Below are 25,719 nucleotides of genomic sequence, written 5' to 3'. Positions count from 1 at the left end.
CGCACGTCCGCTGATACGCGCCCAGTCCCGTGTCAGCGACGTGTAAGGCGGTTGTCACCGCCCCCGCGCACCGTGGGGTCGAACGGATGACCGGTGATCGCCCGGCCCTCGGGGGCCGGGCGATCTCCCTGTGGAAGGAACGGCCTTGGCCTACTTCGCGACCCCCAAGCGCGACGCCGTGTGCGAGATCCTCGACTGGGCGGTGAGCGACGGCGGCGCCCCCAGCGTCGCCGTCCAGATCCAGGACGGCGACGGCACCTGGTTCGACTGCGCGGGCCTCGCCGACGCCACGGCGGGCGCCGTGCGCGTCCCCGGCGAGCAGCTGCACATCGGCGGCATCGCCCAGGCGTACACCGCCGCCACCGTGCTGCGGCTCGCCGCCGAGGGGCGGCTGGGCGTCGATGACACCGTGGACCAGTGGCTGCCGGGCGCGATGGCGGAGAACGGCCACGACGGCTCCAAGGTCACCATCAGGCAGCTCCTTTCGCACACCAGCGGCCTGTGCTCCACGGACCTGGCCCTGGAGGCCCAGCGCCGCTACGCCGTGCGCTCCGCGTTCCTGCGGCACCGCTACGACGTGTGGCAGCCCGAGGAGGTCCTTCGGGCCGCCCTGTCACAGCCGCCCGCGTCCCTGCCGGGCGAGGAGTTCCGGTACTCCAACGGCGGCTTCGCGTTCGCCGCCGCGATCGTGGAGGCCGTCACCGGCAACAGCCTGGAGTCCGAGGTCGACCGGGCCGTCGTCCAGCCGCTCGGCCTCACCAGCACCTTCGTGCGGCACCGCGCCGAGACCGGCTACCGCGGCCGCCACCCCCGCCTCTACTCGAAGCTGTTCTTCAGGGAGGGCGTGAGCCCCGACGAGGTCACCCCGGACAACTGGCCCTCCCTCCTTGAGGACCCGAAGGTCCCGCCCCTGGACACCACCGAGGTCAACACGTCCGTCGCGTGGGGCGCGGCCAACGTGGTGGCGCCCCTCGACGAGCTGATCGTGTTCTTCAACGCGTTGCTCACCGGGAGCCTGCTCCCGCACACCCAGCACCGAGACATGTGGACCACCGTGTCCACCGAGGGCGCCCACTGGCTGGCCCACACCGGCTACGGCCTCGGCGTCTTCGAGCTCACCCTGTCCGACGGCCGCAAGCTGCGCTGCGCGACCGGCGCGGGCGTGGGCACCCACACCCTCGTCGCCGGAACCCCCGACGGCGGCCACACCCTCGCCGTCCACGTCGCCAACGACTACTCCGCCTTCCTCGTCTTCAACAAGCTCCTGGAGGCCGAGTTCGGCGCGACGGGCCTCAGGCTCGACCTCTGACACGTCATCCGACCGTGATCCGGACCGCACCGGTCGTCGTGTCGCCCTTGGTGTCGGTGACGGTCAGCCGCACCGTGTACGCGCCCGCACGCGGATAGGTGTGCGTGGCCGCCGGGCCCTCCGGGCCGCCGCCCGGCCGGGAGTTGTCGCCGAAGTCCCAGTGGTACGAGGCGGCCTCGCGCCCGGCGGGCAGCCGGGCGCTGCCGGTGAGCTTCACCGCGAGCGGCGGCGGCCCGCCGCCCGGTGCCGCGGTCACCGTCACGCGCGCGTGGGGGGCCTTCTCCACGCCGGGGCCGTTGAAGTGCAGCCAGTCGACGGCGAACAGGTCGGGCTTGCCGGCGGACCACTCGGGGTTGGTGAAGACGGCGTACAGCGGGAAGGTGCCGTCGTGGCGGGCGAGGTCGGTGGTGGGCGAGACGACGTCGCCCCAGCCGCCGGTGCGCGGCACGGTCACCTTCCCGAGCAGCGGACCGGTCGGCGATCCCGCGCGGAACTCGACGTCCCCGCCGAGGCCGCCCGAGGCCGCGCCGACGGTCACCGAGTCGACGCCCTTGAGGTGCACCGGGTCGAAGGCGATCCAGTCGCCGTCCTCGATCTCGGTGAGGCGCTTGCCGCCGGACGCGTCCGCCCGCGCGGCGGTCTCGGCGCCGCCGTGGGCCCCGCCGGTCGCGCTCCGGTGCTCGGCCTCCCGCGCCGCCGTGCGCAGCGTCAGCGCCGCGGACCCGGTCAGGGCGGGCACGCCCGGGGCGCCCTGGTCCGTGTACTGGGCGGTGATGCCGTAGTACAGGTTCTGACCCGGGCCGTGACTGTCGCCGGTGTCGGTGACGATCTCACCCGCGCAGCCCGTGTAGTTGTCCAGCGGATGCAGATGCGCGTCGTGCCCGAGCTGCGACTGGACCACGACCCGCTCGCAGTCGATCCGCCCGCCCCGACCGGCCCCTCCGGCCCCTCCGACCCCTCCGTCTTCGGGGTCGCTCACCCGCACCGTGAACGGAATCGTGTCGCCGAAGCGGAACATCCCGCCGTTCGGCGGCTGCCGCAGCGTCACGGTGGGCCGGGTGTTGCCGACGGTGATCTCGCGCACGGCGAGCCCGGTGAGCCCGCCGGGGCCGGTCACCGTCAGCCGCGCGGTGAACCGGCCCTTGGCGGTGTAGGTGTGCGTCGGGTTCGCCTCGGTGGAGTCCGTGCCGCCGTCGCCGTCGAAGTCCCAGGCGTACGACACGGGCTTGCCGTCCGGCAGGCCGGAGCCCTCGCTGGAGAAGGCGACCTTCAGGGGTGCCGGGCCGCTGTCCGGCGCGGCGCTCGCGCGGGCGTCGGGCAGGCGCCCGTCGGCCACGTAGTCGATGCGGTAGATGCCCGCGCCCTCGTTGCTCCCGCCCCGGCCCGTGCCGCTGCCGAGGCCGAAGTCGATCACGTACAGGGCGCCGTCGGGGCCGAAGTCGGCGTCGAAGGGCTGGTTCCACCGCATCTTGGGGAAGACCGAGTTGATCGACTGCACGTCGCCCGCCTTCGCGGGCTCGAACCGCGGGTCGGTGAACGTCTGGTCCTTCTCCTGGACCGAGAACGCCTTGAACCACTGCCGCGTCAGCTCGAAGGTCAGCCACTTGCCGTCGAAGTACTCGGGGAACTTGGTGCGGTACGGGTTCGACGCGTCGTAGGCGTAGACGGGGCCGCTCATCGGGCCGCCGCCTCCGGTGCCGAGTTCGGGGAAGCGCTCCGAGGCGGAGTAGGCGTACCAGACGTCGGCGGGCACGGACGGCGGGAGCGCGCGCAGGCCCGTGTTGTGCGGCGAGTCGTTGACCGGCCGCGCGCAGTCGAACCTCGGCCCCGGCTTCTGGGTGGCGAAGTCGTAGTCGTGGAACGGGGTGTTGGCGCCGGTGCAGTACGGCCAGCCGTAGTTCCCCGCCTTGGTGACGCGGTGGAACTCGACCGTGCCCTCCGGGCCCCGGTCCGGCACGGCCTGACGGGCGTCGGGGCCGTAGTCGGCGACGAGGAGTGCGCCGCCGCGCGGGTCCGTGGTGATGCGGAACGGGTTGCGCATCCCCATCGCGTAGATCTCCGGGCGGGTCTTCGCGGTGCCCGGGGCGAAGAGGTTGCCGTCGGGGACGGCGTAGCTCCCGTCGTCCTTCGGCGTGATCCGCAGGATCTTGCCGCGCAGGTCGTCGGTGTTGCCGGAGGTGGCCTGCGCGTCCCAGGCGCGCCGCCCGGGGCGCTCGTCGAGGGGCGCGAAGCCGTCCGAGGCGAACGGGTCGGTGTTGTCGCCCGTCGCGACGTACAGGTCGCCCTTCTTGTCGAACGCGAGCGAGCCCGCCATGTGCGAGTTGGCGCGGCCCTCGCCCCGCCAGGTGGGGATGGTCAGGAGCCGCTTCTCGGAGGCCGGGTCGACCTTGCCGCCCGCCTCCGTGAACCGCGACAGGTTGAGGCGCTTCTCGGTCTTGTCCGAGTGCAGCAGATACAGCCAGTGGTTGTCGGCGAACCGGGGGTCGAGCGCGAGCCCGAGAAGACCGTCCGACTGGCTCGTCATCTCCGGCGTGTACGCGAAGTCGAGCGCCGTGCTGACCTGGAGCGTCTCCTGGTCGATGAGCTTCAGCTCGCCGGTGCGCTGGATGAAGAGCACCCGCCGGTCGGGCGCGATCGCCAGCTCGAAGGGGTCGGCGAGGTCGCTGGTGGCGAGCGGGGTGCGCTGGAAGGCGCCCGTCTTGGTGGCGGTGCAGTCGCCCGCCTTCGCGCCCGCCGCCCACTGGATGCCGCCGAGCAGGTGCTTCAGGAAGCCCTCCTCGGCGAAGGCCGAGGCCGCGTGTCCGCCCGCCGTGTACCAGGAGCGGCCGCCGTCGTAGTTCTGGCACCACGACCAGGGGTGGTCGACGCCTTCGTCCAGGCCGCTCACGCCGTCGCGCACCTTGATCTGCGCGAGCGTGTGCACCTTCCCGGTCGGGTTGGCGCGCCAGTTGTACCACTCCTCCGTGCGCTCCCACAGCTCCGGCAGGCCCTTGGTGGACGGGTGCGCGTGGTCCAGGACCTTGATCCGCCCCGGCTGCACCGGCGGATGCTTGTCGAAGATCGCGCCGACCAGTCCCTCGTACCAGCCCCAGTCGCGCTCGCTCGCCGACGCCGCGTGCAGCCCGACCCAGCCGCCGCCCCCGCGCACGTACCGCTGCAGGGCCGCGCGCTGCGCCGCGTCGAGCAGGTCGCCCTTCTCCGGTGTGGAGTTGGTGTTGTTGAAGACGACCGCCTGGAAGGCGGCGAGCCGCTCGTCGGTGAACACGCCCGCGTCGTCGGTGGCCTCCACCGCGAAGCCGTGGTCGCGGCCCATCTTCTCGATCGCCTCGACGCCCGCGGGGATGGAGTCGTGCGGGTAGTTCGTGACCTTGGAGAAGACGAGGACGCGGAACGCGGCGGCGGCCTCGACGCGCGGGGCGGCGGTCACCCCGAGGCCGAGGACCAGCGCGAGCACGGCGATCACAGCGGTGACGGCGGTCACGGCCGTGCGGGGCGATACGGGAGATAGGGGCGATGCGGGTGATACGGGTGATACGGGCGTGCGAAGCCTTCGCGTGGAACTCATGGCGCTCCCTGGGCTAGGACGGCTGCCGGTCGCCGGGTGTGCGTGAGTCGTCGTACGCGGGGGAGAGCAGGAGCGGGGTCCGGGTCAGGGTCAGGGGCAGAGTCAGGGTGGAAAGCGCTTACTCTCCGGGTGGGTTCAGGGTAGGTTCCGCTTCGGTGAGGGGTCAATGGGCGGGAGGGGACCCGCGTGGCGCGGGGACCGGGCGGGGTTGGGCGGCCGCCGGTGGGGGAGGGTTCGCCAGGACAGCCGAGCCGCGACCGCACAGAGGGACACCCATGCCGGACCATGACGCCATGAACGGAACCCCGGTCACGTACACCGCCAGGCCCCTGACCGCCCCGGACGGCGTCCCCGTCGCCACCTACGCCTGGATGCCGGACGGCGCGCCCCGCGCCCTCGTACAGATCGCGCACGGCGCCGCCGAACACGCCCTGCGCTACGACCGGTTCGCCCGCCACCTCACCGCCCACGGCTACGGCGTCGTCGCCTCCGACCACCGCGGGCACGGGGCCACGGCGGCGGCCACCGGCGGCTACGGCGTGGCGCGCGGCGCGGACGGCACCGGGCCCGCCGACGGCTGGCGGGCGATCGTCGACGACCTCAGGGCCGTCGGCGACCGGGCGCGCGCCGCGCACCCCGGCGTTCCGCTGGTCCTGTTCGGCCACAGCCTCGGCTCGATGCTCGCGCGGGACCACGCCCAGGAGTACGCGGACGGGCTCGCGGGCCTGATCCTGTGCGGCACGTTCCGTTCGCTGCCGGGCGCCGAGGTCGACGCCGCGCTCGCCCGCCTGGAGGGCGAGGTCGCCGCGAAGGGCGCGGCGGCCCGCTCGTCGTTCGTCCCGCGCCTGTTCGCGTCCTTCAACGACCCCTATCCGCACCGCACCGGCTTCGAGTGGCTCTCCCGCGACGAGGCGGAGGTGGACGCCTACGCCGCCGACGCGCGCTGCGGCTTCCCGTTCTCGGCGGGCCTGTCCCTGGACTGGATGCGCGCGGTCCGCAAGGTCAACGACCCGCGGCAGCTGGCCCGCATCCCCGCGGACCTGCCCGTCCACGTCGTCGCGGGCACCGAGGACCCCTGCAACCAGCGGATGACGCTCGTGTACGAACTCCTGGAGGACCTCCGTTACGCGGGCGTCCGCGACCTCACCTGGAAGGGTTACGAGGGCGCCCGGCACGAGATCCTCAACGAGACCAACCGCGACGAGGTCCAGGCGGACCTCACCGGGTGGCTCGACCGGCACGTGGGCTGACCCAGGGGATGACCCGGAGGGTGACCGGGGCTGACCCGGGGGTGGCCCGGCGAGTGGTTGTCAGTGGGCTTGGTTACCGTTTTTCCATGGTCAACGCCGACGACGTACGCCGCACCGCCCTCGCCCTGCCCGACACCACCGAGAAGATCGCCTGGAGCATGCCGACCTTCCGGGTCGCGGGCAAGATGTTCGCCACGCTGCCCGAGGACGAGACGTCCATCGCCGTGCGCTGCCCGAAGCTGGAGCGCGACGAACTGGTGCTCGCCGAGCCGGACAAGTTCTGGATCGCCGACCACGAGGCGAGCTTCGCCTGGGTGCGGGTGCGCCTCAGATCCCTGGACAAGCAGGAGCTGGGGGACATCCTGGCCGACTCCTGGCGCCAGGCCGCCACCCCCCGACTCATCGAGGCCCACCCGGAGTTGGGCGTGGTGGCCCCGGAGTAAAACCCCTGGGCGCCGCCCGCGCCCCGTGGCATGATCCAGCGGTCGTGTCGGCGGGGCCAGCGGAGGGGCGGGTATGCCAGCGGTGTCGGGGGAGGCGCCCTGCCGCGCCGGGGGCGGCCTGTGGACGCGTGACTTCGGCCTGTTCTTCACCGCGCGGGCCATCGCCAAGCTCGGCGACACCATGCTGCCCGTGGCGCTGGCCGTCGGCATGCTGCGCCATGGGTACGGCGCGGGAGCCGTGGGCCTGGTCATGGCCGCGACCGCCGCCTGCTTCGCGGGCCTCGTCGTCTTCGGCGGGGTCGTCGCCGACCGGGTCAGCCCCCGCCTCCTGATGATCGGCGCGGACGCCGTCCGCCTGGTGACCCAGGCCCTGACCGCCGTGTTCTTCTGCACCGGCCACGTCGTGCTCTGGCAGCTGTGCGCGATCGGCGCGGTCAACGGCGCCGCCGCGGCGCTCTTCCAGCCCGGCGTCGCCAGCACGGTGCCGCGGCTCGCGGCCGACGTGCAGCAGGCCAACGGCGCCATCCGCGTCGCGGAGGCCGCCGCCCAGCTCGCGGGCCCCGCCGTCGCCGGGGCCCTGGTCGGCGTCGCGTCGCCCGGTGCCGTCTTCGCCGCGCACGCGGGGACGTACGCCGTCAGCGGCCTGTGCCTGCTGCTGCTCAGGCTGCCCGCGGCCCCGCCCGGCCAGCGCGCGCCGAGCGCCGGGTTCCGGGCCGACCTCGTCACCGGCTGGCGGGAGTTCACCGCCCGCGCCTGGCTGTGGGGCGTCATCGCCATCTGGTGCGTCCTGATGATCACGGTGACGGGACCGCTGATTCCGCTCGTCGCCGTCACCGTCGTCGACGGCCATGGCGCGGGCGCGTACGGCCTGGTCAACTCGGCCCTCGGCGCGGGCACGGTGGTCGGCGGCCTGGTCGCGCTGCGGCTGCGGCCGCACCGCATGCTGCGCGCCGGTGCCTTCGCCCTCATCGGGTTCAGCGCGTTCCCGGCCGCCGTCGGCGCGGGGCTCGGCGTCCCGGCGATGGCGGCGGGCGCGGCCGTCGCGGGCGCGGGGACGTCGTTCTGGGCCGTGATGTGGGCGACGACCGTGCAGACCCAGGTGCCGCCGGACGTCCTCAACCGCATCCATGCCTACGACGTCGCGGGCTCCCTCGCGATGCTCCCCGTCGGCCAGGCCCTCGCGGGCCCGGCCGCCGCCGCCCTCGGCGCCGAGCGCGTGCTGCTCATCAGCGCCGGGATGGCCCTCGCCGTGTGCGCCGCGCTGCTCGCGGCGCCCGCGATCCGGGGCCTGGTACGCGCGGAGGCGCCCCCGGCGGCCGGAGGCGGCCACCCGCCACGACCGCGGCACACGCCCCCCGGCCCCGACGGCCACCCCCACCCGGCGGACCACGCCTGACGACGACGCGAGCCGGGCCGTGCGCCGCGCCTTGGCCCGGCCCAGGGGGCCGGAGCCACGGCTCACCCAGGCGCGGCGCCCGTCGGCCTACGCGTGCACCCGCCCGCCCAGGAAACCGCCGATCCGCTCGCGCAGCGACGCGGGGTCCAGGCCGTGGGCCCGCAGGTGCTCGTCGATCGTTCCGTAGCGGCGCAGCTCCGCGCGCCCCACGCCGAGGCCGAGCACGCGGTGCGGCACGTCGGCGAGCGCGTCGTTCGCGGAGGCCGTCGACGTACCGGCCAGGTACGGCTCGACGAGCACCACGTCGGCGGCGTCCGCGGCCCCCGTCGCCCGGCGCAGGGCGGCGCCGTCGAAGGGCCGCACCGTGGTCGCGTACAGCACGGTCACATCGAGCCCCTCGGTCGCCGCGAGGACGTGGTCGAGCATCGGCCCGACGGCGACCACGACACCGCCCCGCCCTTCGCGCACGGTGAGGAAGCGCTCCCCGTCCACGGCCATCGGCGCCGCGTTGGCCTGCACCGAGAGACGGACGTACGCCTTGTCGTCCTTGGCCTCGCCCGCCCCGACCGCGTGCCGCAGCAGCGTCTCGGCCTCGTCCGGGTGGCCCGGCACGTGCACCGTCCAGCCGTCGAGGGTGTCGAGGACGCCGACGTCGCCCGGCGCCATGTGCGTGAAGCCGCCCTCGGGCCAGTCGAACGACGCCGCCGCGCTCACCAGGACCCCGCCCACGCCCTGGTGCCCGAAGTCCAGCTTGATCTGCTCGAAGGGCCGCTCCACGAGGAAGCTCGCGAAGGTGTGCACCACCGGCCGCAGCCCCGCGAGGGCCAGACCGGCCCCGGCGCCCACGAGCAGCTGCTCCCGGATGCCGACGTTGATCACCCGGTCCGGGTGCGCGTGCGCCGCCTCCTTGAAGGCGTCCTTGCCGATCTCGGCGAGGACGACGGCGACACGCGGATCCTCGTCGAGCAGCCGCGCCATGACGGGGGCGAAGCGGTCACGCATGGTGTCCATGAGGGGGGTCCTTCCGGGAGTGAGGGCTGGAGGGGTGGGAGAGGGGGAGCGGGCGGGGGAGGCGGGGCCAGGGGGGAGCGCGTCAGGCGGACTCGGGCTCGCCCTCGTACTCCTTGGACTCGACGCGCGCCACGACCACGTGCGGCCGCCCGGCGTGCGGCGCCGTGAACGCCGCGTACAGCGCCTCGTGGTCGCGCCCGTCGACGGTGACCGCCGACCAGCCCGCCGCCTCGAAGCGCGCGGCGATGCCGCCGGGCCGCGCGTACGACGCCGAGGCGTTGTCGATCACCAGGGCGTGCAGCCGCTCCAGACCCGCGGGCCCCGCGTAGGCGATCGCCTCGTGGTTGCTGCCCTCGTCCAGCTCGGCGTCCCCCACGAGCACCCACACGGCCGGATCGGTGAGCCCGCGCGCCTTCAGGCCGAGCGCCGTGCCGACCGCGAGCGGCAGGCCGTGCCCGAGCGAGCCGCTGCCGATCTCCACGCCAGGGACGAGCATCCGGTCCGGGTGGTGGCCGAGCGGCGATTCGTACGCCCCGAACGTCTCCAGCCAGTCCACGGGCACGAAGCCCTTGGCGGCGAGGACGGCGTAGTACGCCATCGGCCCGTGCCCCTTGGAGAGCAGGAACCGGTCCCGCTCCGGGGCGTCCATCCGCTCGGGTGTGACCCGCAGCACACGGTCATAGAGCACCCACAGCGCGTCCAGCGTGGACGTCGCCGCCGGGCCGTGCTTCTCGTCGCCCGTCATCAGAGCCATCAGGCCGGGCAGATCCGCGTACGTGGAGGCGCGCTCCGTTGTCGTCGTCATGGCAGCGAGCCTGCAACCTCAAGCGCGGTTGAAGTCAAGCGCGGAAAGGCGGGAGCGATCACCGGCCGGAGTGCGGTATTGTTTCGGTGCGCGTTCGGCCAGGGGAAACCCCAGGTCATACGGGCAACGGGACGTGGCGCAGCTTGGTAGCGCACTTGACTGGGGGTCAAGGGGTCGCAGGTTCAAATCCTGTCGTCCCGACCAGCTTCTTAGCGGGTCGAAGGCCGCTTTCGCGAAACGCGAGAGCGGCCTTTCGTGTGTCCGCGCGGGCCCGGCCCGCCCGGGCGTCCCCGGGCCGTCGGCCCCGCGCCCCTCAGCTCAGGCTCGGCATCTCCCCCTCCGTCGTCGACAGGTCGATGACGGAGAACGCGGCGCCCTGCGGATCACCCACGGTGGCGAACCGGCCGAAGGGCGAGGACATCGGGCCGAAGTGCAGCGCCCCGCCGCTTTGCCGCACCGTCTCCACCGCCGCGTCGCAGTCGTCGACGCCGAAGTACACGTTGACGTACGGCGGCGCCTCGGCCGGGAAGTCCGGCGTCATCTTCAGACGGCCCACCACCGGCTGACCGCCCAGCTGCCACACATGGAAGTCGACCCGCTCGTCCTCCATCCGCTTGACCTCGTACGGGAACACCGCGGGGAAGAAGGCGTCCGCCTTGCCCGCGTCCCGCGTGGTCACCTCCGCCCAGCAGAACGCGCCCGACGCGCCCATCAGCTCGAAACCCTGGTGCGTGTCCGGCTGCCAGGCGCTGAAGTACACGCCGCTCGGATCCTGGGCGGTCAGCATGGAGCCGAAGTCGCCCACCGCCATCGGCTCCATCACGGTGGTGCCGCCGTTGTCACGGACCTTGGCGGCGGTGGCGGCGATGTCCGGCGTCGCGAAGTACAGGTTCCACGCGGGCGGCTGCCCCGCCATGTCGGGCATCTGCGGAACCACCGCCGCGACGACCTTGCCGTCCTTGAACGCCTGCGTATAGCCGCCGAACTCGGCCGACCCCTCCGCGAACGTCCAGCCGAACAGCTCGCCGTAGAAGTCCTTGGCCGCCCCGACGTCGGGAAACATGGCGTCCGCCCAACAGGGGGCGCCCTCAGCGTGTGTGGTCATGGTGGTACGGCCTCCCGCCCCCCTGGATTGGGACGGCACACCCCAGGAGCGGAGTGCCGCGCTCCTTCCACGCTAGGCGCGAACGGCCACCGGTGCCCACCCGGAACCACCCCCGCGGGCGCCGCGTCGAGGTCGGTAACCAGCCAGGGACACCGGGCCTCCGCGATGGGGCTCCGGGCATCGGCGGGCGAGGTCTTTCTGGAGAGCGGCTATTCGAAAGCTTGCGCATGGCGCCATAGTGGTGCGACGATGGTGCCATGGACCTCACGCGGTACGTCGAGCAACTGCGGCAGGAGCTCTCCGTCGCGGTCGAGGCGGGTGACGAGGAAACTCGTGACTTCGCCGAGCGCCTCGTCGCGCCGCTGGCCTCCGCCTTACGGCTCACGCTGCTTGACGCACTGTCGGCTGCCGCGGCCGAGATCACCCGTGACCTCGCGCCTGGTTCCGTGGAGCTGCGCCTGCGCGGCCTCGATCCGACGTTCATCGTCACACCACCCCCACAGGACCACCGGTACGACGATCAGCCGGGCCATGGCTACGCCCCGGTGCGCGGCGGCATGGTGCCATCACTGGCATCACTGGCGCCAACGACGGTGAACGGCGAGGAGGGCACGACATCCCGCATCAACTTCCGGCCGCCGGAGCACCTGAAGGCCCGGATCGAGGAGGCCGCGAGCCGGGAACGGCTCTCGGTCAACGCCTGGCTGGTCCGGGCGGTGTCCGCGATGCTCGAACGTGACGACCGCGGCCGCGGTGCCGCACGGCACGCCGCAGGCGCCACCGCGGGCGGAGCCCAGGGCTACACGGGCTGGGTGAGCTAGCCGCCCGGCACCCGTGCGCGCGGGCGTCACGCCCGCTAGAGCTTCGGCCCGGAGTGCTGCCGCACACCGGACCGATCCAGTGGCCCTGGAGACCGACCTCCCCCGGCGGTCTCCAGGGCCGCGCCCCTTTTGGCGCGGGCCCGCTCCGGCGCTGGCGCCCCGCGCGCCCGGCCTCAGCTCGCCGACGCTCCGCCGCGATTCCAGCTCACGCGTCCTGGCGATAGCGGCTCCGGGAATATGACAGAGCCGTCGCGGAGAATTCGACGAGTCTTTCCCCGGCGGCGGATACCCAGCGGTGGATACCCAGCCGATACCCAGCAGATACCCATGAGTTGACAACCGCGCCGATTTTGACGAAACGTCAATGGTGTCGTGTCAAGGACGGGCCGCGGAAATTGACGCGGGCCTAGCGACCATGGAATTCCGCGGGGCGGTCCGAGATGCGGAGCAAAGCGTCCGGTTCCCGGTCGCGGACATCGGGAACCGGCTCAGCGGTCCACCAAGTGAAGCCGGTCCTGTGCATTGCGCGCATGTGGCGCGGGACAGCACGGGAGATGACGCGGAACCGGACGGTGTGTCAGCCGCTGATAGGTATACGCCGCGGAAACCAAGGTCATGTGGTGATACCAGCCGGGGAAGGACCGGCCTTCGAAGTCGAGAAGTCCGAAATGCCGTTCCATGCCCGCGACGGCGGTAGTGGTTCCTGTGCGGTGAGCGGCCAGTGAGGCAACGTTGTCCAGGCGGCGATGGGTCAGACTCGTGATCCACATGCCCCCTGTGCGGCCCTCCGGCAGCACCTCGGTGAACAGCCGGTACGGATACTCAGGGGTGGCCCCCGCCCGCGGCCCCGGCAGCCTGATCAGCACCGACTGGACCTGAAGGCGCTGCTGCCGCCCGTCCGCGGCGGTCACCAGGAGCATGTCCGTATTGCCGTTGGCGATGTGGGCGCGGGCGCTGACCGGCCCCGGGCAGTTCGCGGCCCGCTCGCCGATGGGCAGCACCTTCACGTGCTGGGGCACGGCGACCACGAAGTCCCGGGCCCGCTGGCTCAGCCCGCGCAGGAAGAGGCCGACGTCCGGGTCGTCGCTCATGTCGGCCACGACCGGGGCGGACGTGGGCCTGGTCCGGGCCTCAAGGGTGTCCACCAGGTCCAGGGCCTGCGACCACAGGGGGCGGTGGCTGACCTCGTCCGGGATGCGCGCGCGCCGCCGCAGCTGCGGGTCCTCGGTCCAGGGCGCGGGCAGCAGCAGCCGCCAGTCGACCGGCACTTGCAGGGACCCCAGGCACAGGAAGGCGCCGAGGCCGAGCTGGCAGTTGAGCGTACGGCCCGACGCGGGGTCGAAGTAGCGGTGCACGCCGACCGAGCGGTCACCGCGCTTGGGCAGCACGGCACGGCCGATCGCCCAGGTGGGAGCGGGGCCGTGGCTCTCGGCCCAGCGGGTCAGCTCCGCCATGACCGGGTCCCAGTCCCAGGGGCTGAGGCTCACGAACTGGCGCAGGGACTGCACCGCGGTGGGAGAGGCCGAGATGGCCCCGGCAAGGCGGCGCACGGACTTCTTGCCGGGAGTGATGAGCAGTCCCGCCAGATACGCGCCGGCCCAACGGCGCTGGTCGGCACGGCGGAGGTGCTGGAAGACCTGGTCGGTGAAATCGCTGAAGGGAGATGCAAGCTGGGCGCCCGGCACCTCGCTGGCCGGAGTCGATATTGGCGATGCGCAGGGCACAACCATGCTGCGGATCCCTTCCGGACGTCCCTGAGCGGCGGCTGCCGAGCGTCGAGTCTAGGATCCGAGAGCCCTTCGCACCATCTTGCTGCGGGCGTGACTGGTGTGGCAACCACGGCAGCAAACCTGCTCGCCGGGATGCCGGAGAAAACCGTGCCGCGCGGACCGCGGCCGCGCTCCGGGCGTGTGCGCCGGGCGCGCACTATAGGGGCCAGGGCGGCCGGGCGTCGACGGCGGGGCGCGAAGGCAGGACACGGTCGCGCGGACACCCGGGGGCATTGCGGAAGTTGGAATTCCGGAGCCGCTCGGCCGGCCGGGCGACTCCGCTACGGCCCGGACCTCGCCCCGCACCTCACCGTCCACCGGCCGCGCCGAACTCCGTATAGACAACCGTCGAGTTGCCGGAACAGATCAGTCCCGCACGATGCCGCCGGAAGTGTGTCGCGCGTGGGTGTTAAAAGATCGTATGGAAACTGCTAGAGTCACGTATCAGCTCAGGGGCTCGGCTAATGCGTACGAATGGTGACGGAGCCTCAGACTTTGCTTCTGCTGGCCCCGTTAACTCCATGATGCGCCCCGTCTGTCTGTGAGTCCCCTTCTCGTCTGCAACCGTTTCGCCAGCCGTCATCATTGGCTCAATGAGGGCCCTGAATGGCGGAAGTTGGCCGACAAAGCCCCCTCTGTTGGGCATGCTGCGAGAGGCACGTCACACCGGGACAGGGATAGCGCCGTTGGGCTATCTTGTTCGAACTTCGAAAAGTCGCGACGAGCGACGTCGCCTTCCTTGAATCTCCAACAGGCCGCGGGTTCTACTCGGGTAGGCCTTTGGAAGAGACCACTTCGAATCCGGGTCGACGGCAACGACGGGGGACGCGTCGGGCCGACGGCAAGGGGGGCGCGGTGGTCCAGGCGAAACGGGGCGAGTAGTTGAACGGGGCGAGTAGTTGATGTACGTATCCGCACACATGCCGACTGAATGCCTTCCGCGCGGTCCTGAGGGACGCGCCGAACGGCCGGACCTGCCCGCGCTCCATGCCGACGGGCGCCTCGACCAGTAGAGGCGTTCCGATGGCTGGGTGTGCGCGCGGCCACGCCGACGGGTCCACCCGTGAGTTGACGGAACTCTGACGACCCGATTCGGCGAGTGGCTCGAAAGAGCTCTCATCCGGCCGATCGGCTGTGATTCATTGGCCAGCCTTGTGCCTCGCGCTGCGCGACGGCGACCGGTCCCCGGGGGGATCCGGACACGGCTGCCATGCCCGCATGGCTTTTTCGCGTTCGGACGCGGCCGGTTGTACCCGCGTTCGTTCGAAGTTCATTCACATGGAGGCATGATGACGAACCAGGTCAGCGACCTCGAGGACTCGAAGGTAGTGCTGTTCCGCAGAAGCGCGCCCGCCGCGGTCCCGCGGCAGCGCCGGGTGGACGAGCGTCGTGGCCAGGTGTTGACGACGAAGGTGGGCCTGCAGATGCCGGCCGGGCTGACCTTCGAGGACTGGGAGCGGGCTGGACGCCAGCTCTCCGGAATCGTTAACTCCTCTTCCTGGTGGCTCGGGGACTGGCTGGTCTACGGCAAGGACCACTACACCGACCGGTACCAGCGCGGCATTCGCGCGGCGGGCCTGCAGTACCAGACCTTGCGCAACTACGCCTGGGTGTCCCGGCGCTTCGACTTCAGCCGTCGGCGCGCGGCGCTCAGCTTCCAGCACCACGCGGAGCTGGCGTCCCTGCCGATCGACGAGCAGGAGCTGTGGCTCGATCGCGCCGAGCAGATGCAGTGGACGACCAAGCAGTTGCGCAGCGCCATCCGCATGGCGCGCGAGGACGAGGTGCGCGACGGCACGCCGACCACGGAGACGATGCGGCGCCTGGCGGTGCCCGGCAGCCGTCTGCAGTGGTGGCACAAGGCCGCCGAGCAGTCGGGCATCGACTTCGAGCAGTGGGTGCTCGCGACGCTCGACAACGCGGCGGAGCGTGCCCTCGTCGAAGACGAGGAGGAAGAGGAGAAGGCGGGTATCAGCGCCTGATCCGGTACGGCCCGGGCTCGCCCGGGTCGTACGCCAGCACACAAAGCCCGTGCGGAGCAGGTGAGTTGTCGCCTCGTTCCACAGCGGTGCCGACGCGGGGCCCGCACCCTCGAGAGGGGGTGCGGGCCCCGCGCGTGCGTCGAGGGTGAGGTCCCGTGCCGACCGCACGGGCGGCGAAGTCCCGTGCGGGGCAAGGGGAGTGACGCCTCGTGCGGTCTGGTCTGAGCGATGCCGGGCGCGGGCGGCGGGGTGTGCTTACGGAAGCTTGTGCATCAGGTCGGCGGCGGCCCGGTACCGGGTGCACTCGCGCTCGCCGAACGAGCGGCGCACCCGCTCCTGCACCGCGTCCGGCTGCTCCTGGCTGAGCTTGAACATGCCCTCGGCGCCGGTCACCTTGAAGTGGAAGGCGCCCACGGCGGGCACGATCTTCCGGAAGTACTCGAGCGACTCCGACATGTCCCAGCCGGCGCCGAACGCTCCCTCGTAGGCACGCACGGTCGCCTTCACGACCTCCAGCGTGTTCTCGATGCCCTCGATCTTCTCCACCACACCGTGCACATGCACAGAGGTGAAGTTCCATGTCGGGGCGGCCGGAGTCGTCTCGTACACCGTCGGCGACACATAGCCGTGCGGGCCGGTGAAGGTAAGGAGGTTCACGGTGCCCGATTCGAGGGCCTTCCAGTGCGGATTCGCACGGTTCATATGGCCGATCAGCCTACCGCCCGAGAGATCGTCGGACCATTCGCCGGACCACTCGGGGTCCCTGATCACCGGCAGATGCGTGGCGAACGGGCCCGCTTCGGTGCTGCCGTTGCTCACGAACAGTGCCAGGGGATTGCCGAGGATCAGGTCGACCATCCATGAACTGTCCGGCTGGCGGTACTGGCTCGGTACGAACATCCGGAGCTCACCCTTTCGTTGATCTCACTCACGGTACGGCGCCAAGTCGCCGGCCCTTGCAACGCGTTGAGAAGCGCGGCCAAAAGCGCGGACGAGCGGCACCGCTGTCCCGTCGACAGGACAGCGGTGCTCGGCCGGTGGCGCGGCTGGACCCCCTTGATAAGGTCCGTACGCCCCTCTAAGTTGGCGTGGCGGTGTTCTCCAGCGCAATACTCAATGCGTATCTCCCGGACCACCGGTCGAGATGTTTTAGACCATAAGGCGGCCCTGCGAGGCAAGAGTTGACGGCATTTCAGGTCGAAGGTCCTCTTGGGTAACCGCAATTGACCCCTTTGATGCTGCGGCATCCCTGTCGAAGCTACACCAGCGGGAGATTATCCATGGGTACTCGTGAACACGAGATAGTCGACATCGTTGGCATCGGGTTCGGCCCGTCCAACCTGTCCCTGGCCATCGCTCTGGAGGAGCACCCGAGCAACGCCACTGATCAGCCCGTTACGGCTGCCTTCTTCGAGCGGCAGCCCGCCTTCGGCTGGCACCGCAACATGCTGCTTCCCCAGGCGACGATGCAGATTTCGTTCCTGAAGGACCTGGCCACCTTCCGGAATCCCCTGTCCCGGTACAGCTTCGTTTCGTACCTGCACGCGTCTGACCGCCTGGTGCAGTTCGTCAACAATCAGGACTTCTTCCCGACCCGCCAGGAATTCCACCAGTATCTGGAATGGGCGGAGTCGAGCTTCAGCGACCTCGTGACCTACAACTCGGAGGTCACCGAGATCCGGCTGCCGCAGGGCGGCGAAAGCGGCGTACACCAGCATCTCGAAATCGAGGTACGGGACACCGCGAGCGGCGCGACGCGCGTCGTGAAGGCCCGCAACGTCGCCGTCTCGACCGGCCTCGTGCCGCGCATGCCGGAAGGCGTGCGGCGCGACGAGCGCGTCTGGCACAGCTCGGAGTTCCTGGCGCGGTACGGCGAGATGAAGCCCGGGGACCTCAAGAACGTGGCCGTGGTCGGCGCGGGCCAGAGCGCCGCCGAGATCACCAAGTACCTGCACGACATGCTGCCGCACGCCCAAGTCTCGGCGATCCTCCCGTCGTACGGCTACTCCGTCGCCGACGACACGCCCTTCGCCAACCAGGTCTTCGACCCGGCCGCGGTGGACCACTACTACTTCGGCACCGAGAACACCCGCGACTCGTTCTGGCGCTACCACAAGAACACGAACTACTCCGTGGTGGACACCGACGTCATCCGCGAGCTGTTCCGGCGCTCGTACGAGGAGGAGGTCGCGGGCGACAAGCGGCTGCACTTCCTGAACCTCACCCGGGTCAAGGAAGTGAAGCGCTCCGGGAACGACACCCGGGTCGTCCTGCACTCGCTGCTCGACGGCGAGACGGAGCACGAGATGGACGTCGACGCGCTCGTCTTCGCCACCGGCTATAGCACCATGGACGCCACCGGCCTGCTCGGCGACGTCGACCGCTTCTGCCTGCGCGACGACGAGGGCCGCCACCGCGTGGAGCGCGACTACCGGGTGCTCACCGCCGACGGCCTCGCCTGCGGCATCTATCTGCAGGGCGGCACCGAGCACACGCACGGCCTCACCTCGTCCCTGCTGTCGAACATCGCCGTCCGCAGCGGCGAGATCGCCGACTCCCTCGTCCAGCGGCGCGCGGAGTCCGGCGCGGTCGCGAGCCGCACGGCCTAGGCCGGTACGGCAGCCCCCAGTGGCCCGTCGGCGCCACGGCCTTCCCGGCCGGGCCGACGGGCCGTTCTGATGCCCGCGCACGTGCCTCGAGGCATGCACGCACCCCCAGGCATGCACGCACCTCCGGGCATAACGGAAGAAAAGCGACAAGGGGTGGTTTCTCCGCCGATCGGCGGAGAAACCACCCCTTGTCCTCATCCCGGCGCCGGTGGGCGCCGGGGCTCAGGCGGCCTTGTCCGCCGCCATCGCGTCGCGGAGGCTCTTGGGGCGCAGGTCGGTCCAGTTCTGCTCCACGTAGTCCAGGCACTCCTGACGGCTGGCCTCGCCGAACGCGATCCGCCAGCCGGCGGGCACCTCGGTGAACGACGGCCACAGCGAGTGCTGCTCCTCGTCGTTCACCAGGACGTAGAACCGGCCGTCGGCGTCGTCGAACGGGTTGCTGCTCATGGTCACTCCAATTCGGAAGGTCACGTCTCCGGCAGGGCAGGTCCTCGGGCTCCGCGGATTCCGCTCGCTGCGGAGCATCGGCGAAAGGAGAGACCGGCCGGCGCGCCGGGGCCAGCGCCGCGGTCACGCGCTCCGCGGGCAAGGCTCCGGCTCCGTCATTGTCGTTGGCCCCGCCCCCGGCGTCCAGGCCGCCTCGAGGTCCCGCAATTCTCGGGTCGCTGCCGTGGCCGGATGCCGCCTGAAATATCGGATCCGTGAAATGTAAGGGGGTGGCGGGGCAAACTCACATGAAAGTACGCTCCGTTACGGTGTGGCCGGCGCCACTGTGGAGGCGGTCACATGAGAGCGTCCTGTGGACAGGACACCTGCCGGTGCCGGAAGCCGGAATTGCCAATGGTTTGTCGCGGGTTGCGGATGTCCCGTCCGATACTCGGCAAACCTCTTCGATGACATCGGACAGGCCCCGGAACCCGACTCCCTCACGCAGGGTGCGCGGCGGGTGTCCACCCGCCGCCGCGCCCTCGTCAGGCGCGCGGTCAGGGCCTCTCGTGGGTAATACCCTGGAGCGGACAGAGAGTTGTTGAGTTACGGCGCTCCGTCGTCAGAATCGAGGCACGGGGCGACTCGAGTCTGCCTTTATCGGTCATGGCCGGTGGTCCCCCTCGGCCTTCCCGGGAAACCGGGAACTTCCCCTGTAGGAGTAGCAGCGCCATGAGCGTCACGGCAGCACAAGGCTTTTCGGCCGCAGGCGTAGCGGCCGGAATCAAAAGCACCGGAAACCCGGATCTGGCCCTCGTCGTGAACCACGGCCCGCGCCGCGCGGCGGCGGGCGTCTTCACCGCGAACCGGGTGAAGGCCGCCCCCGTGGTGTGGAGCGAGCAGGTCATCAGGACCGGCTCCGTGAGCGCCGTCGTCCTGAACTCCGGAGGCGCCAACGCCTGCACCGGACCCGCGGGCTTCCAGGACACGCGGGCCACGGCCGAGAAGGTCGCCGCGGTGCTCGGCCACCGCGCCGGGGAGGTCGCGGTGGCCTCCACCGGGCTCATCGGCACCCGCCTGCCGATGGACAAGCTCCTGCCGGGCGTCGAAGCCGCGGCGGCCGAGCTGTCCGAGGACGGCGGCGAGCGGGCCGCCATCGCGATCAAGACGACGGACAGCGTGCACAAGACGGCCGTCGCCCAGGGCGCGGGCTGGACCGTCGGCGGCATCGCCAAGGGCGCGGGCATGCTCGCCCCCGGCCTCGCCACCATGCTGGTCGTCCTCACCACGGACGCCGACGTCGACAGCAAGGCCCTGGACAAGGCGCTGCGCGCCGCGACCCGCGTGACCTTCGACCGGGTCGACTCCGACGGCTGCATGTCCACCAACGACACCGTGCTCCTGCTCGCCTCCGGCGCCTCCGGCGCGACCCCGGGCCAGGCGGAGTTCGCCGACGCGGTCCGCGCGGTCTGCGAGGACCTGGCCCGCCAGCTCATCGGCGACGCCGAGGGCGCCTCCAAGGACATCCGCATCGACGTGATCAACGCCGCCAGCGAGGACGACGCCGTGGAGGCGGGGCGCTCCATCGCCCGCAACAACCTCCTGAAGTGCGCGATCCACGGCGAGGACCCCAACTGGGGCCGCGTCCTGTCCGCCATCGGCACCACGACGGCCGCCTTCGAGCCGGACCGCCTGAACGTCGCCATCAACGGCGTGTGGGTCTGCAAGGACGGCTCGATCGGCGCGGACCGCGCCGCCGTCGACATGAGCGGCCGCGAGGTCGTCATCACCGCCGACCTCGCCGCCGGGGCCGAGACGGCCACCCTGTGGGCCAACGACCTCACCGCCGACTACGTCCACGAGAACAGCGCGTACTCGTCATGAGGATCGCGACCCACGAACACCCCGCCCTGGTCAAGGCGCAGTCCGTGATGGACGCGCTGCCTTGGCTGAACCGCCACCAAGGCAAGATCTGCGTGATCAAGTTCGGTGGCAACGCCATGATCGACGACGAGCTGAAGGCGGCCTTCGCCCATGACGTCGTCTTCCTGCGGCACGCCGGGCTCAAGCCCGTCGTGGTGCACGGCGGCGGCCCGCAGATCAGCGCCGCGCTGAAGACGCACGCGATAGAGAGCGAGTTCAAGGCCGGCCTGCGCGTCACCTCGCCGGAGGCCATGAACGTCGTACGCATGGTCCTGGCCGGACAGGTGCAGCGCGAGCTCGTCGGGCTCATCAACCAGCACGGGCCGCTCGCGGTCGGCCTGACCGGCGAGGACGCGGACACCATCACCGCCAGGAAGCACTGGCCGGTGGGGGAGAGCGGCGAGAAGATCGACATCGGCCGCGTCGGGGAGATCGCCTCGGTGAACCCCGGTGCCGTGGAGGCCCTGCTCGCCGACGGCCGCATCCCGGTGATCTCGCCGGTGGCCCGCAGCGTCGACGACCACCACGTCTACAACGTGAACGCCGACACCGCGGCCGCCGCGATCGCCGCCGCCCTCGACGCCCACACGCTGGTCTTCCTCACCGACGTCGAGGGCCTGTACCGGGACTGGCCGCACAGCGAGGAGGTCATCAGCAGGCTCAGCGCCAGCGAGCTGGAGTCGATCCTGCCGGGGCTCGCCGACGGCATGGTGCCGAAGATGGCCGGCTGCCTGCACGCCGTCCGCAACGGCGTGGGCAGCGCCCGGGTGATCGACGGCCGCGTCCAGCACTCCGTCCTCCTGGAGATGTTCACGCGGGAGGAGATCGGCACGCTGGTCATGCCCGACTGAGGGCGGCCGCGGCGCGAGCGCCACACCGGGCGGGGCCCCGAGGGCGGGGCCACGGAGCACCGGCCGCGATGAGCGCGGCCGTCGAAGAGGGGATGCGATGAGCGAGGACATGGCCGCCGGGCGCGAGGACGGGCCCGGCGCGGCGGGCGGGAACGCCGCGCTCACCGAGCGCTGGCGGACATCGCTGATGGACAACTACGGCACGCCGCGGGTGCCGCTGGTGCGCGGCGAGGGCGCCGCGTTCTGGGACGCGGACGGAAAGAAGTACCTGGACTTCCTCGGCGGCATCGCCGTGAACTCCCTGGGCACCGCGCACCCCGCCGTCGTCCGCGCCGTCAGCGAGCAGGTCGGGCGCCTCGGCCATGTGTCGAACCTGTTCATCGCCGAACCTCCGGTACGGCTCGCCGAGCGGCTGCTGCGGCTTTCCGGGCGCCCGGGCCGGGTGTTCTTCTCCAACTCGGGGGCCGAGGCCAACGAGGCGGCCTTCAAGCTCGGCAGGCTGACCGGGCGGCACCGCATGGTCGCCGCCGACGGCGGCTTCCACGGCCGCACCATGGGCTCGCTCGCCCTGACCGGACAGCCCGCCAAGCGCGCTCCCTTCGAGCCGCTGCCCGGCGACGTCACACATGTGCCGTACGGCGACAGCGAGGCGCTGCGCGCCGCCGTCGACACCGACACCGCGCTCGTCGTCCTGGAGCCCATCCAGGGCGAGAACGGCGTGGTCGTGCCGCCGCCCGGCTATCTGGCGGCCGCCCGCGCGATCACCCGCGCCGCCGGCGCGCTGCTCGTCGTCGACGAGGTGCAGACCGGCATCGGCCGCACCGGCCACTGGTTCGAGTGCCAGGCGCAGGGCGTCGAGCCGGACGTCCTCACGCTCGCCAAGGGTCTCGGCGGCGGCCTTCCGATCGGCGCGACCCTCGCCTTCGGCCCGGCCGCCGACCTGATGACGCCCGGCGCGCACGGCACCACCTTCGGCGGCAACCCCGTCTCGTGCGCCGCCGCGCTCGCCGTGCTCGACACCGTCCACGGGGACGGGCTCCTCGACCACGTCAAGCGGCAGGGCGAGGCGCTGCGCCGGGGGATCGAGGGCCTCGGGCACCCGCTGGTGGACCGGGTCCGCGGGGCCGGTCTGCTGCTCGGCATCGTGCTGACCGAGCCGCTGGCCCCGCATGTGCAGCGGGCCGCCGAGGACGCGGGGCTCCTCGTGAACGCCGTCGGCCCCGACACCATCCGGCTCGCCCCGCCGCTGGTCGTGGGCGAGGACGAGGTGACGACCTTCCTGCGCACACTGCCCGGAGTGCTGGACCGGGCGCGCCGGGAGGGCGCGGCCAGGCGCTGACCACGCGCCGTCCGCAGGGGCCGTCCACCACAAGTGGGCGGCCTTCCGGCTGTGTGGACGCGGACGGGTCCCGGACCCGTCCGCACCGCCAGAAGGCCGCCCTCGGGCGTGCTGAGCACGGGCCGCGCGACGGGGCGGACGCGCGACCCGTGCGGTCATACGGCGTCGTCCTCGGGTTCGAGGACGCCGGTGAGGGACGAGAAGACGTCGTCCAGGGTGGGGGCGTGCACCGTGAGTCCGGTGGTCTCCACGCCCGCTTCGTCGAGCGCGTCCAGGACGGCGCGCAGTGTGGGGACGCTGCCGTCGGTCGGCAGGCACAGGGCCAGCGCCTCGTGGTCGGGCGTGGCGCGGTGGAACAGGGCGGTGGCCGCGTCGAGGCCGCCCGCGGTGGCGAACCGCAGCCGGATGTAGCCGCCCGCGAGGGTGTCGCTCAGGGCCGCGAGGGAGGTGCGGCCCGTTGGGGGCGGTGCCTTCGCCGCCTTGGGCGGCGGTGCCGGTGTCACCACGAACTCCGGCTCCCGCCCGCGGAGTTGGACGACGACGGAACCCGGCGCCAGCTCCCGGGTGACCTCGCCCATCGCCTCGGACAGCGCGTTGAGCAGCGCGAGGCGGGCGGCGGACTCCAGCGGGGCGGTCAGCCTCCGGGCGAGGGCTCTGGCTTCGTCTCCGCCCGCGTCTGCGGCGACAGCGAGCTCGTGCCGGAAATCGTCGACGTACGGCGTGAGGTCCATGACGCCATCATGGCACAAAGGTGGCGCCATACAAGTGCCATCGATGATCCGGGAAGGGGCTGACCGAATCCGGGTGCCCGCGGGTTTGCTGATGTCCGATGCAGCCCTGGCCATGGATGCGTCATGTCCCCTTCCGGTATTGCCCGGTGTCTCTTCGCCGATGTGAAGGCGGCATCCGGCCTTGCTGGGTTACACGTGGCTGATGGTGGCTGAATATCGCGCTGGGATCAGCGAATGCAACCCCTTGCGCGAGGTGTGGGCAGGGAGGTGGGGGCGAGTCGTGAAGGGCCGGTGGAGTCGGCTCGCGAGCGGAGGGGGCCTTCTCGTTTCTGGCATCACCTATGGCGCCTCATGTCGGGGATCCGGGCTCTCTGGGGGCATCGGGGCAACGATTTCGCTCCGGTGGGGGCGAGGGTGGCACTGGTCGATGGGCCTCGCGGTGCCGTTTGGGTGTCATGAGTGGCTCGCATGAACGCCACTCTGGCGTTGCCGTAGTGCTGGATCTTCTCGGTTCGCCCCTGGATTCCGGTGCGCGTGCGTGTTCTTCCGTGGGTGCGAGCGGAATGCGGGGGCGCGTCGCCGTCAGGCCGCCCGCCGCGGCCGTCGGGTGTGCGCGGTTGGGCCGTGCCCGGCGCGGCGGGTAGTGCGGCCCTCGCGGGCGTGACGCGCGTCGTGGGTCCGGTGGTGGGGTCCGGAGTGGCGGGCGCGGGTGTCCTGGTCCCGCGAAGTTCCTTGGTCCAGGGCCCATTGAAGCGGCTTCGCGCGCCTTTCGCGGCCGGACGGGAGCTGCCGTCGCGTCTCGGCGGCGAGGGCCGTCCTCGAGGTTTTGTCCTGGTGGCCAAGACAAAGGGCGTGGCTGGCGCGGGCGCGTAAGGGCTGTCGCCGGATGCGGACGCGTGGCTACCGTCGGTCTGGAGGCCTCTGGGGGGGGCCGCGCGGAGTACCAGATCGGGACAGAATCGGAAGTAGTGCCACTGTGGCTCGCGGTGGCGCCATGCGTGTGCCATGATGGCAGCATGGATCTGACGCCGTACGTCGCCGTCCTGCGGCGCGGGTGCGTCGTCGCCCCCACGGCGGGCGATGACGGCACGCGCACGCCGGCCGGACGACTCATCGCGACGCTGGACGTGGCCGCCCGCCCCGTCCCGCCGAGCGCGCCGTCGAAGGCCACCCGCGAGACCACCCGTGAGCTCGCGCCGGGGCCTGACGACGTACGGACGCGGGGGGTCGACCTCGACTTCGCGGTGACGGCGGTGCCCGACAGCGGCCGCAGGCAGGTGGCGCCCACCTAGCCGACCCCGGACAGCGCCGCCCACCGGGGCCCTGTCACGCACCACCCACCCCCTCCGGGCACGGGGCGCCCCGGCGACCGCCGCACCCAGAGAACGACCTTGGAACACCAACGGAAGATGAGAAGGGGCACGATGACCGCCACCACCCAAGTGACCGGGGCGACCAAGGGGATCTCCGCCCTTGGCCTGCGCAAGTCCTATGGCGACAAGCTCGTACTCGACGGGATCGACGTGCACGTCGAGCCCGGTACGGTCTTCGCCATGCTCGGCCCGAACGGCGCGGGCAAGACCACCACCGTCCAGATCCTGACCACGCTGATCGCGCACGACGGCGGCTCGGCCCAGGTCGCGGGCCACGACGTGGACAAGGACGCGGACGCGGTGCGCAGGTCCATCGGTGTCACCGGTCAGTTCGCCGCCGTGGACGGTCTGCTCACGGCGGAGGAGAACCTGCTCCTGATCGCGGACCTGCTCCACCTGGACCGCGCCGAGGGCCGCCGCCGCGCGACGGAGCTCCTCGAGCGGTTCGAGATCGCCGACGAGGCGAAGAAGCAGGCGTCCACCTTCTCCGGCGGTATGCGCCGCAAGCTGGACCTGGCGATGACGCTGGTCGGACGGCCGAGCATCATCTTCCTCGACGAGCCGACGACGGGCCTCGACCCGCGCAGCCGCCGCACGATGTGGGAGATGATCCGCAGCCTGGTCGCGGGCGGCACCACCATCTTCCTCACCACGCAGTACCTGGAGGAGGCCGACCAGCTCGCGGACCGGATCGCGGTCCTGGACGGCGGCAAGATCGTCGCCGAGGGCACGGCCGACGAGCTCAAGCGCCGCATCCCCGGCGGCCACATCCGCCTCCAGTTCAACGACCACCAGCACCTGAACGCCGCCGCGCACACGCTTCCGCAGGCCGTGCGCGACGAGGAGAACCTCACGCTGCAGATCCCGAGCGACGGCAGCATCCCCGCCCTGCGCCACACGCTGGACTCCCTTGAGCGCTCCGGCATCCAGGCGGAGGCGCTGACGGTGCACACCCCCGACCTCGACGACGTGTTCCTGGCCCTGACGGGTTCGGGCAGCAAGACCGTCAAG

At 71.6% G+C, this 25,719-nt stretch carries 20 protein-coding genes and 1 tRNA gene; 13 read left to right on the top strand and 8 right to left on the bottom strand.

What is annotated here, in order from left to right:
* The first annotated feature begins 145 nt into the window (after positions 1-145).
* On the top strand, positions 146-1,309 hold the full coding sequence (locus AC07A4_RS04805; RefSeq protein ID WP_478593027.1) for a serine hydrolase domain-containing protein: 1,164 nt from the start codon (positions 146-148) through the stop codon (positions 1,307-1,309).
* A gap of 4 nt (positions 1,310-1,313) precedes the next feature.
* Here AC07A4_RS04805 and AC07A4_RS04800 read toward each other — a convergent pair whose 3' ends face one another.
* Positions 1,314-4,874: a ThuA domain-containing protein gene (locus AC07A4_RS04800; protein WP_478593024.1), complete on the bottom strand. Its 3,561-nt coding sequence runs from the start codon at positions 4,872-4,874 to the stop codon at positions 1,314-1,316.
* Between the two features lie 293 nt (positions 4,875-5,167).
* Here AC07A4_RS04800 and AC07A4_RS04795 point away from each other — a divergent pair, with 293 nt between their 5' ends.
* The 3 genes from AC07A4_RS04795 (at position 5,168) to AC07A4_RS04785 (ending at position 7,963) form a co-directional block, all read left to right on the top strand.
* Positions 5,168-6,124: an alpha/beta fold hydrolase gene (locus tag AC07A4_RS04795; protein ID WP_478593021.1), complete on the top strand. Its 957-nt coding sequence runs from the start codon at positions 5,168-5,170 to the stop codon at positions 6,122-6,124.
* 86 nt (positions 6,125-6,210) lie between these two features.
* Positions 6,211-6,567: an MmcQ/YjbR family DNA-binding protein gene (locus AC07A4_RS04790; RefSeq protein WP_478593018.1), complete on the top strand. Its 357-nt coding sequence runs from the start codon at positions 6,211-6,213 to the stop codon at positions 6,565-6,567.
* Between the two features lie 73 nt (positions 6,568-6,640).
* Positions 6,641-7,963: an MFS transporter gene (locus AC07A4_RS04785; protein WP_478593015.1), complete on the top strand. Its 1,323-nt coding sequence runs from the start codon at positions 6,641-6,643 to the stop codon at positions 7,961-7,963.
* An 87-nt stretch (positions 7,964-8,050) separates the two neighbouring features.
* Here the strand turns inward: AC07A4_RS04785 and AC07A4_RS04780 are convergent, their stop codons facing one another.
* Positions 8,051-8,974: a transketolase family protein gene (locus AC07A4_RS04780; RefSeq protein ID WP_478593012.1), complete on the bottom strand. Its 924-nt coding sequence runs from the start codon at positions 8,972-8,974 to the stop codon at positions 8,051-8,053.
* A gap of 82 nt (positions 8,975-9,056) precedes the next feature.
* On the bottom strand, positions 9,057-9,779 hold the full coding sequence (locus AC07A4_RS04775) for a transketolase (protein WP_478593010.1): 723 nt from the start codon (positions 9,777-9,779) through the stop codon (positions 9,057-9,059).
* Between the two features lie 127 nt (positions 9,780-9,906).
* On the opposite strand from AC07A4_RS04775, the gene AC07A4_RS04770 reads away from it, so the two are divergent.
* Positions 9,907-9,983: transfer RNA gene (locus AC07A4_RS04770), tRNA-Pro, on the top strand.
* A gap of 109 nt (positions 9,984-10,092) precedes the next feature.
* On the opposite strand, the gene AC07A4_RS04765 is transcribed toward AC07A4_RS04770, so the two are convergent.
* Entirely contained in the window at positions 10,093-10,884 is a 792-nt protein-coding gene (locus AC07A4_RS04765; protein ID WP_478593007.1) for a VOC family protein, read from the bottom strand.
* Between the two features lie 257 nt (positions 10,885-11,141).
* On the opposite strand from AC07A4_RS04765, the gene AC07A4_RS04760 reads away from it, so the two are divergent.
* Positions 11,142-11,705, top strand: a complete 564-nt coding sequence (locus AC07A4_RS04760) for a hypothetical protein (protein ID WP_478593005.1) — start codon at positions 11,142-11,144, stop codon at positions 11,703-11,705.
* Positions 11,706-12,193: 488 nt separating this feature from the next.
* Here AC07A4_RS04760 and AC07A4_RS04755 read toward each other — a convergent pair whose 3' ends face one another.
* On the bottom strand, positions 12,194-13,435 hold the full coding sequence (locus AC07A4_RS04755) for an IS701 family transposase (protein ID WP_478593003.1): 1,242 nt from the start codon (positions 13,433-13,435) through the stop codon (positions 12,194-12,196).
* A gap of 1,325 nt (positions 13,436-14,760) precedes the next feature.
* Between AC07A4_RS04755 and AC07A4_RS04750 the strand changes: the two genes are divergently transcribed.
* The gene (locus AC07A4_RS04750; protein WP_478593000.1) at positions 14,761-15,456 is read left to right on the top strand and encodes an LmbU family transcriptional regulator; all 696 of its coding nucleotides are present in this window, start codon (positions 14,761-14,763) and stop codon (positions 15,454-15,456) included.
* A 255-nt stretch (positions 15,457-15,711) separates the two neighbouring features.
* Here AC07A4_RS04750 and AC07A4_RS04745 read toward each other — a convergent pair whose 3' ends face one another.
* Entirely contained in the window at positions 15,712-16,356 is a 645-nt protein-coding gene (locus AC07A4_RS04745; RefSeq protein ID WP_478592997.1) for an FMN-binding negative transcriptional regulator, read from the bottom strand.
* Between the two features lie 380 nt (positions 16,357-16,736).
* Here AC07A4_RS04745 and AC07A4_RS04740 point away from each other — a divergent pair, with 380 nt between their 5' ends.
* Positions 16,737-18,065 (top strand): lysine N(6)-hydroxylase/L-ornithine N(5)-oxygenase family protein, encoded by a 1,329-nt coding sequence (locus AC07A4_RS04740; protein ID WP_478592995.1) that lies wholly within the window; start codon positions 16,737-16,739, stop codon positions 18,063-18,065.
* Positions 18,066-18,287: 222 nt separating this feature from the next.
* On the opposite strand, the gene AC07A4_RS04735 is transcribed toward AC07A4_RS04740, so the two are convergent.
* Positions 18,288-18,512 (bottom strand): MbtH family protein, encoded by a 225-nt coding sequence (locus AC07A4_RS04735; protein WP_478592992.1) that lies wholly within the window; start codon positions 18,510-18,512, stop codon positions 18,288-18,290.
* 711 nt (positions 18,513-19,223) lie between these two features.
* Between AC07A4_RS04735 and argJ the strand changes: the two genes are divergently transcribed.
* From argJ to AC07A4_RS04720, 3 genes are all read left to right on the top strand, one after another.
* Positions 19,224-20,375 carry a bifunctional glutamate N-acetyltransferase/amino-acid acetyltransferase ArgJ gene (argJ, locus tag AC07A4_RS04730; RefSeq protein WP_478592990.1) on the top strand — a complete coding sequence of 384 codons (1,152 nt, stop codon included), beginning with the start codon at positions 19,224-19,226 and terminating at the stop codon, positions 20,373-20,375.
* Entirely contained in the window at positions 20,372-21,265 is an 894-nt protein-coding gene (gene argB, locus AC07A4_RS04725; protein WP_478592987.1) for an acetylglutamate kinase, read from the top strand. The genes argJ and argB overlap by 4 nt, the downstream gene beginning before the upstream one ends.
* Before the next feature lie 97 nt (positions 21,266-21,362).
* Positions 21,363-22,604: an acetylornithine transaminase gene (locus AC07A4_RS04720; protein ID WP_478592985.1), complete on the top strand. Its 1,242-nt coding sequence runs from the start codon at positions 21,363-21,365 to the stop codon at positions 22,602-22,604.
* A gap of 155 nt (positions 22,605-22,759) precedes the next feature.
* Here AC07A4_RS04720 and AC07A4_RS04715 read toward each other — a convergent pair whose 3' ends face one another.
* A complete protein-coding gene (locus AC07A4_RS04715) occupies positions 22,760-23,335 on the bottom strand; it encodes a hypothetical protein (RefSeq protein WP_478592983.1) in 576 nt (191 codons plus the stop codon).
* Positions 23,336-24,351: 1,016 nt separating this feature from the next.
* Between AC07A4_RS04715 and AC07A4_RS04710 the strand changes: the two genes are divergently transcribed.
* Both AC07A4_RS04710 and AC07A4_RS04705 read left to right on the top strand, forming a co-directional pair.
* The gene (locus AC07A4_RS04710) at positions 24,352-24,627 is read left to right on the top strand and encodes a hypothetical protein (protein ID WP_478592981.1); all 276 of its coding nucleotides are present in this window, start codon (positions 24,352-24,354) and stop codon (positions 24,625-24,627) included.
* 132 nt (positions 24,628-24,759) lie between these two features.
* On the top strand, positions 24,760-25,719 hold a 960-nt coding region (locus tag AC07A4_RS04705; RefSeq protein WP_478592979.1), incomplete at its 3' end, for an ATP-binding cassette domain-containing protein.

Source organism: Streptomyces sp. NPDC043996, from assembly GCF_056435225.1.
This window is presented reverse-complemented; position numbering and strand designations above follow the sequence as displayed.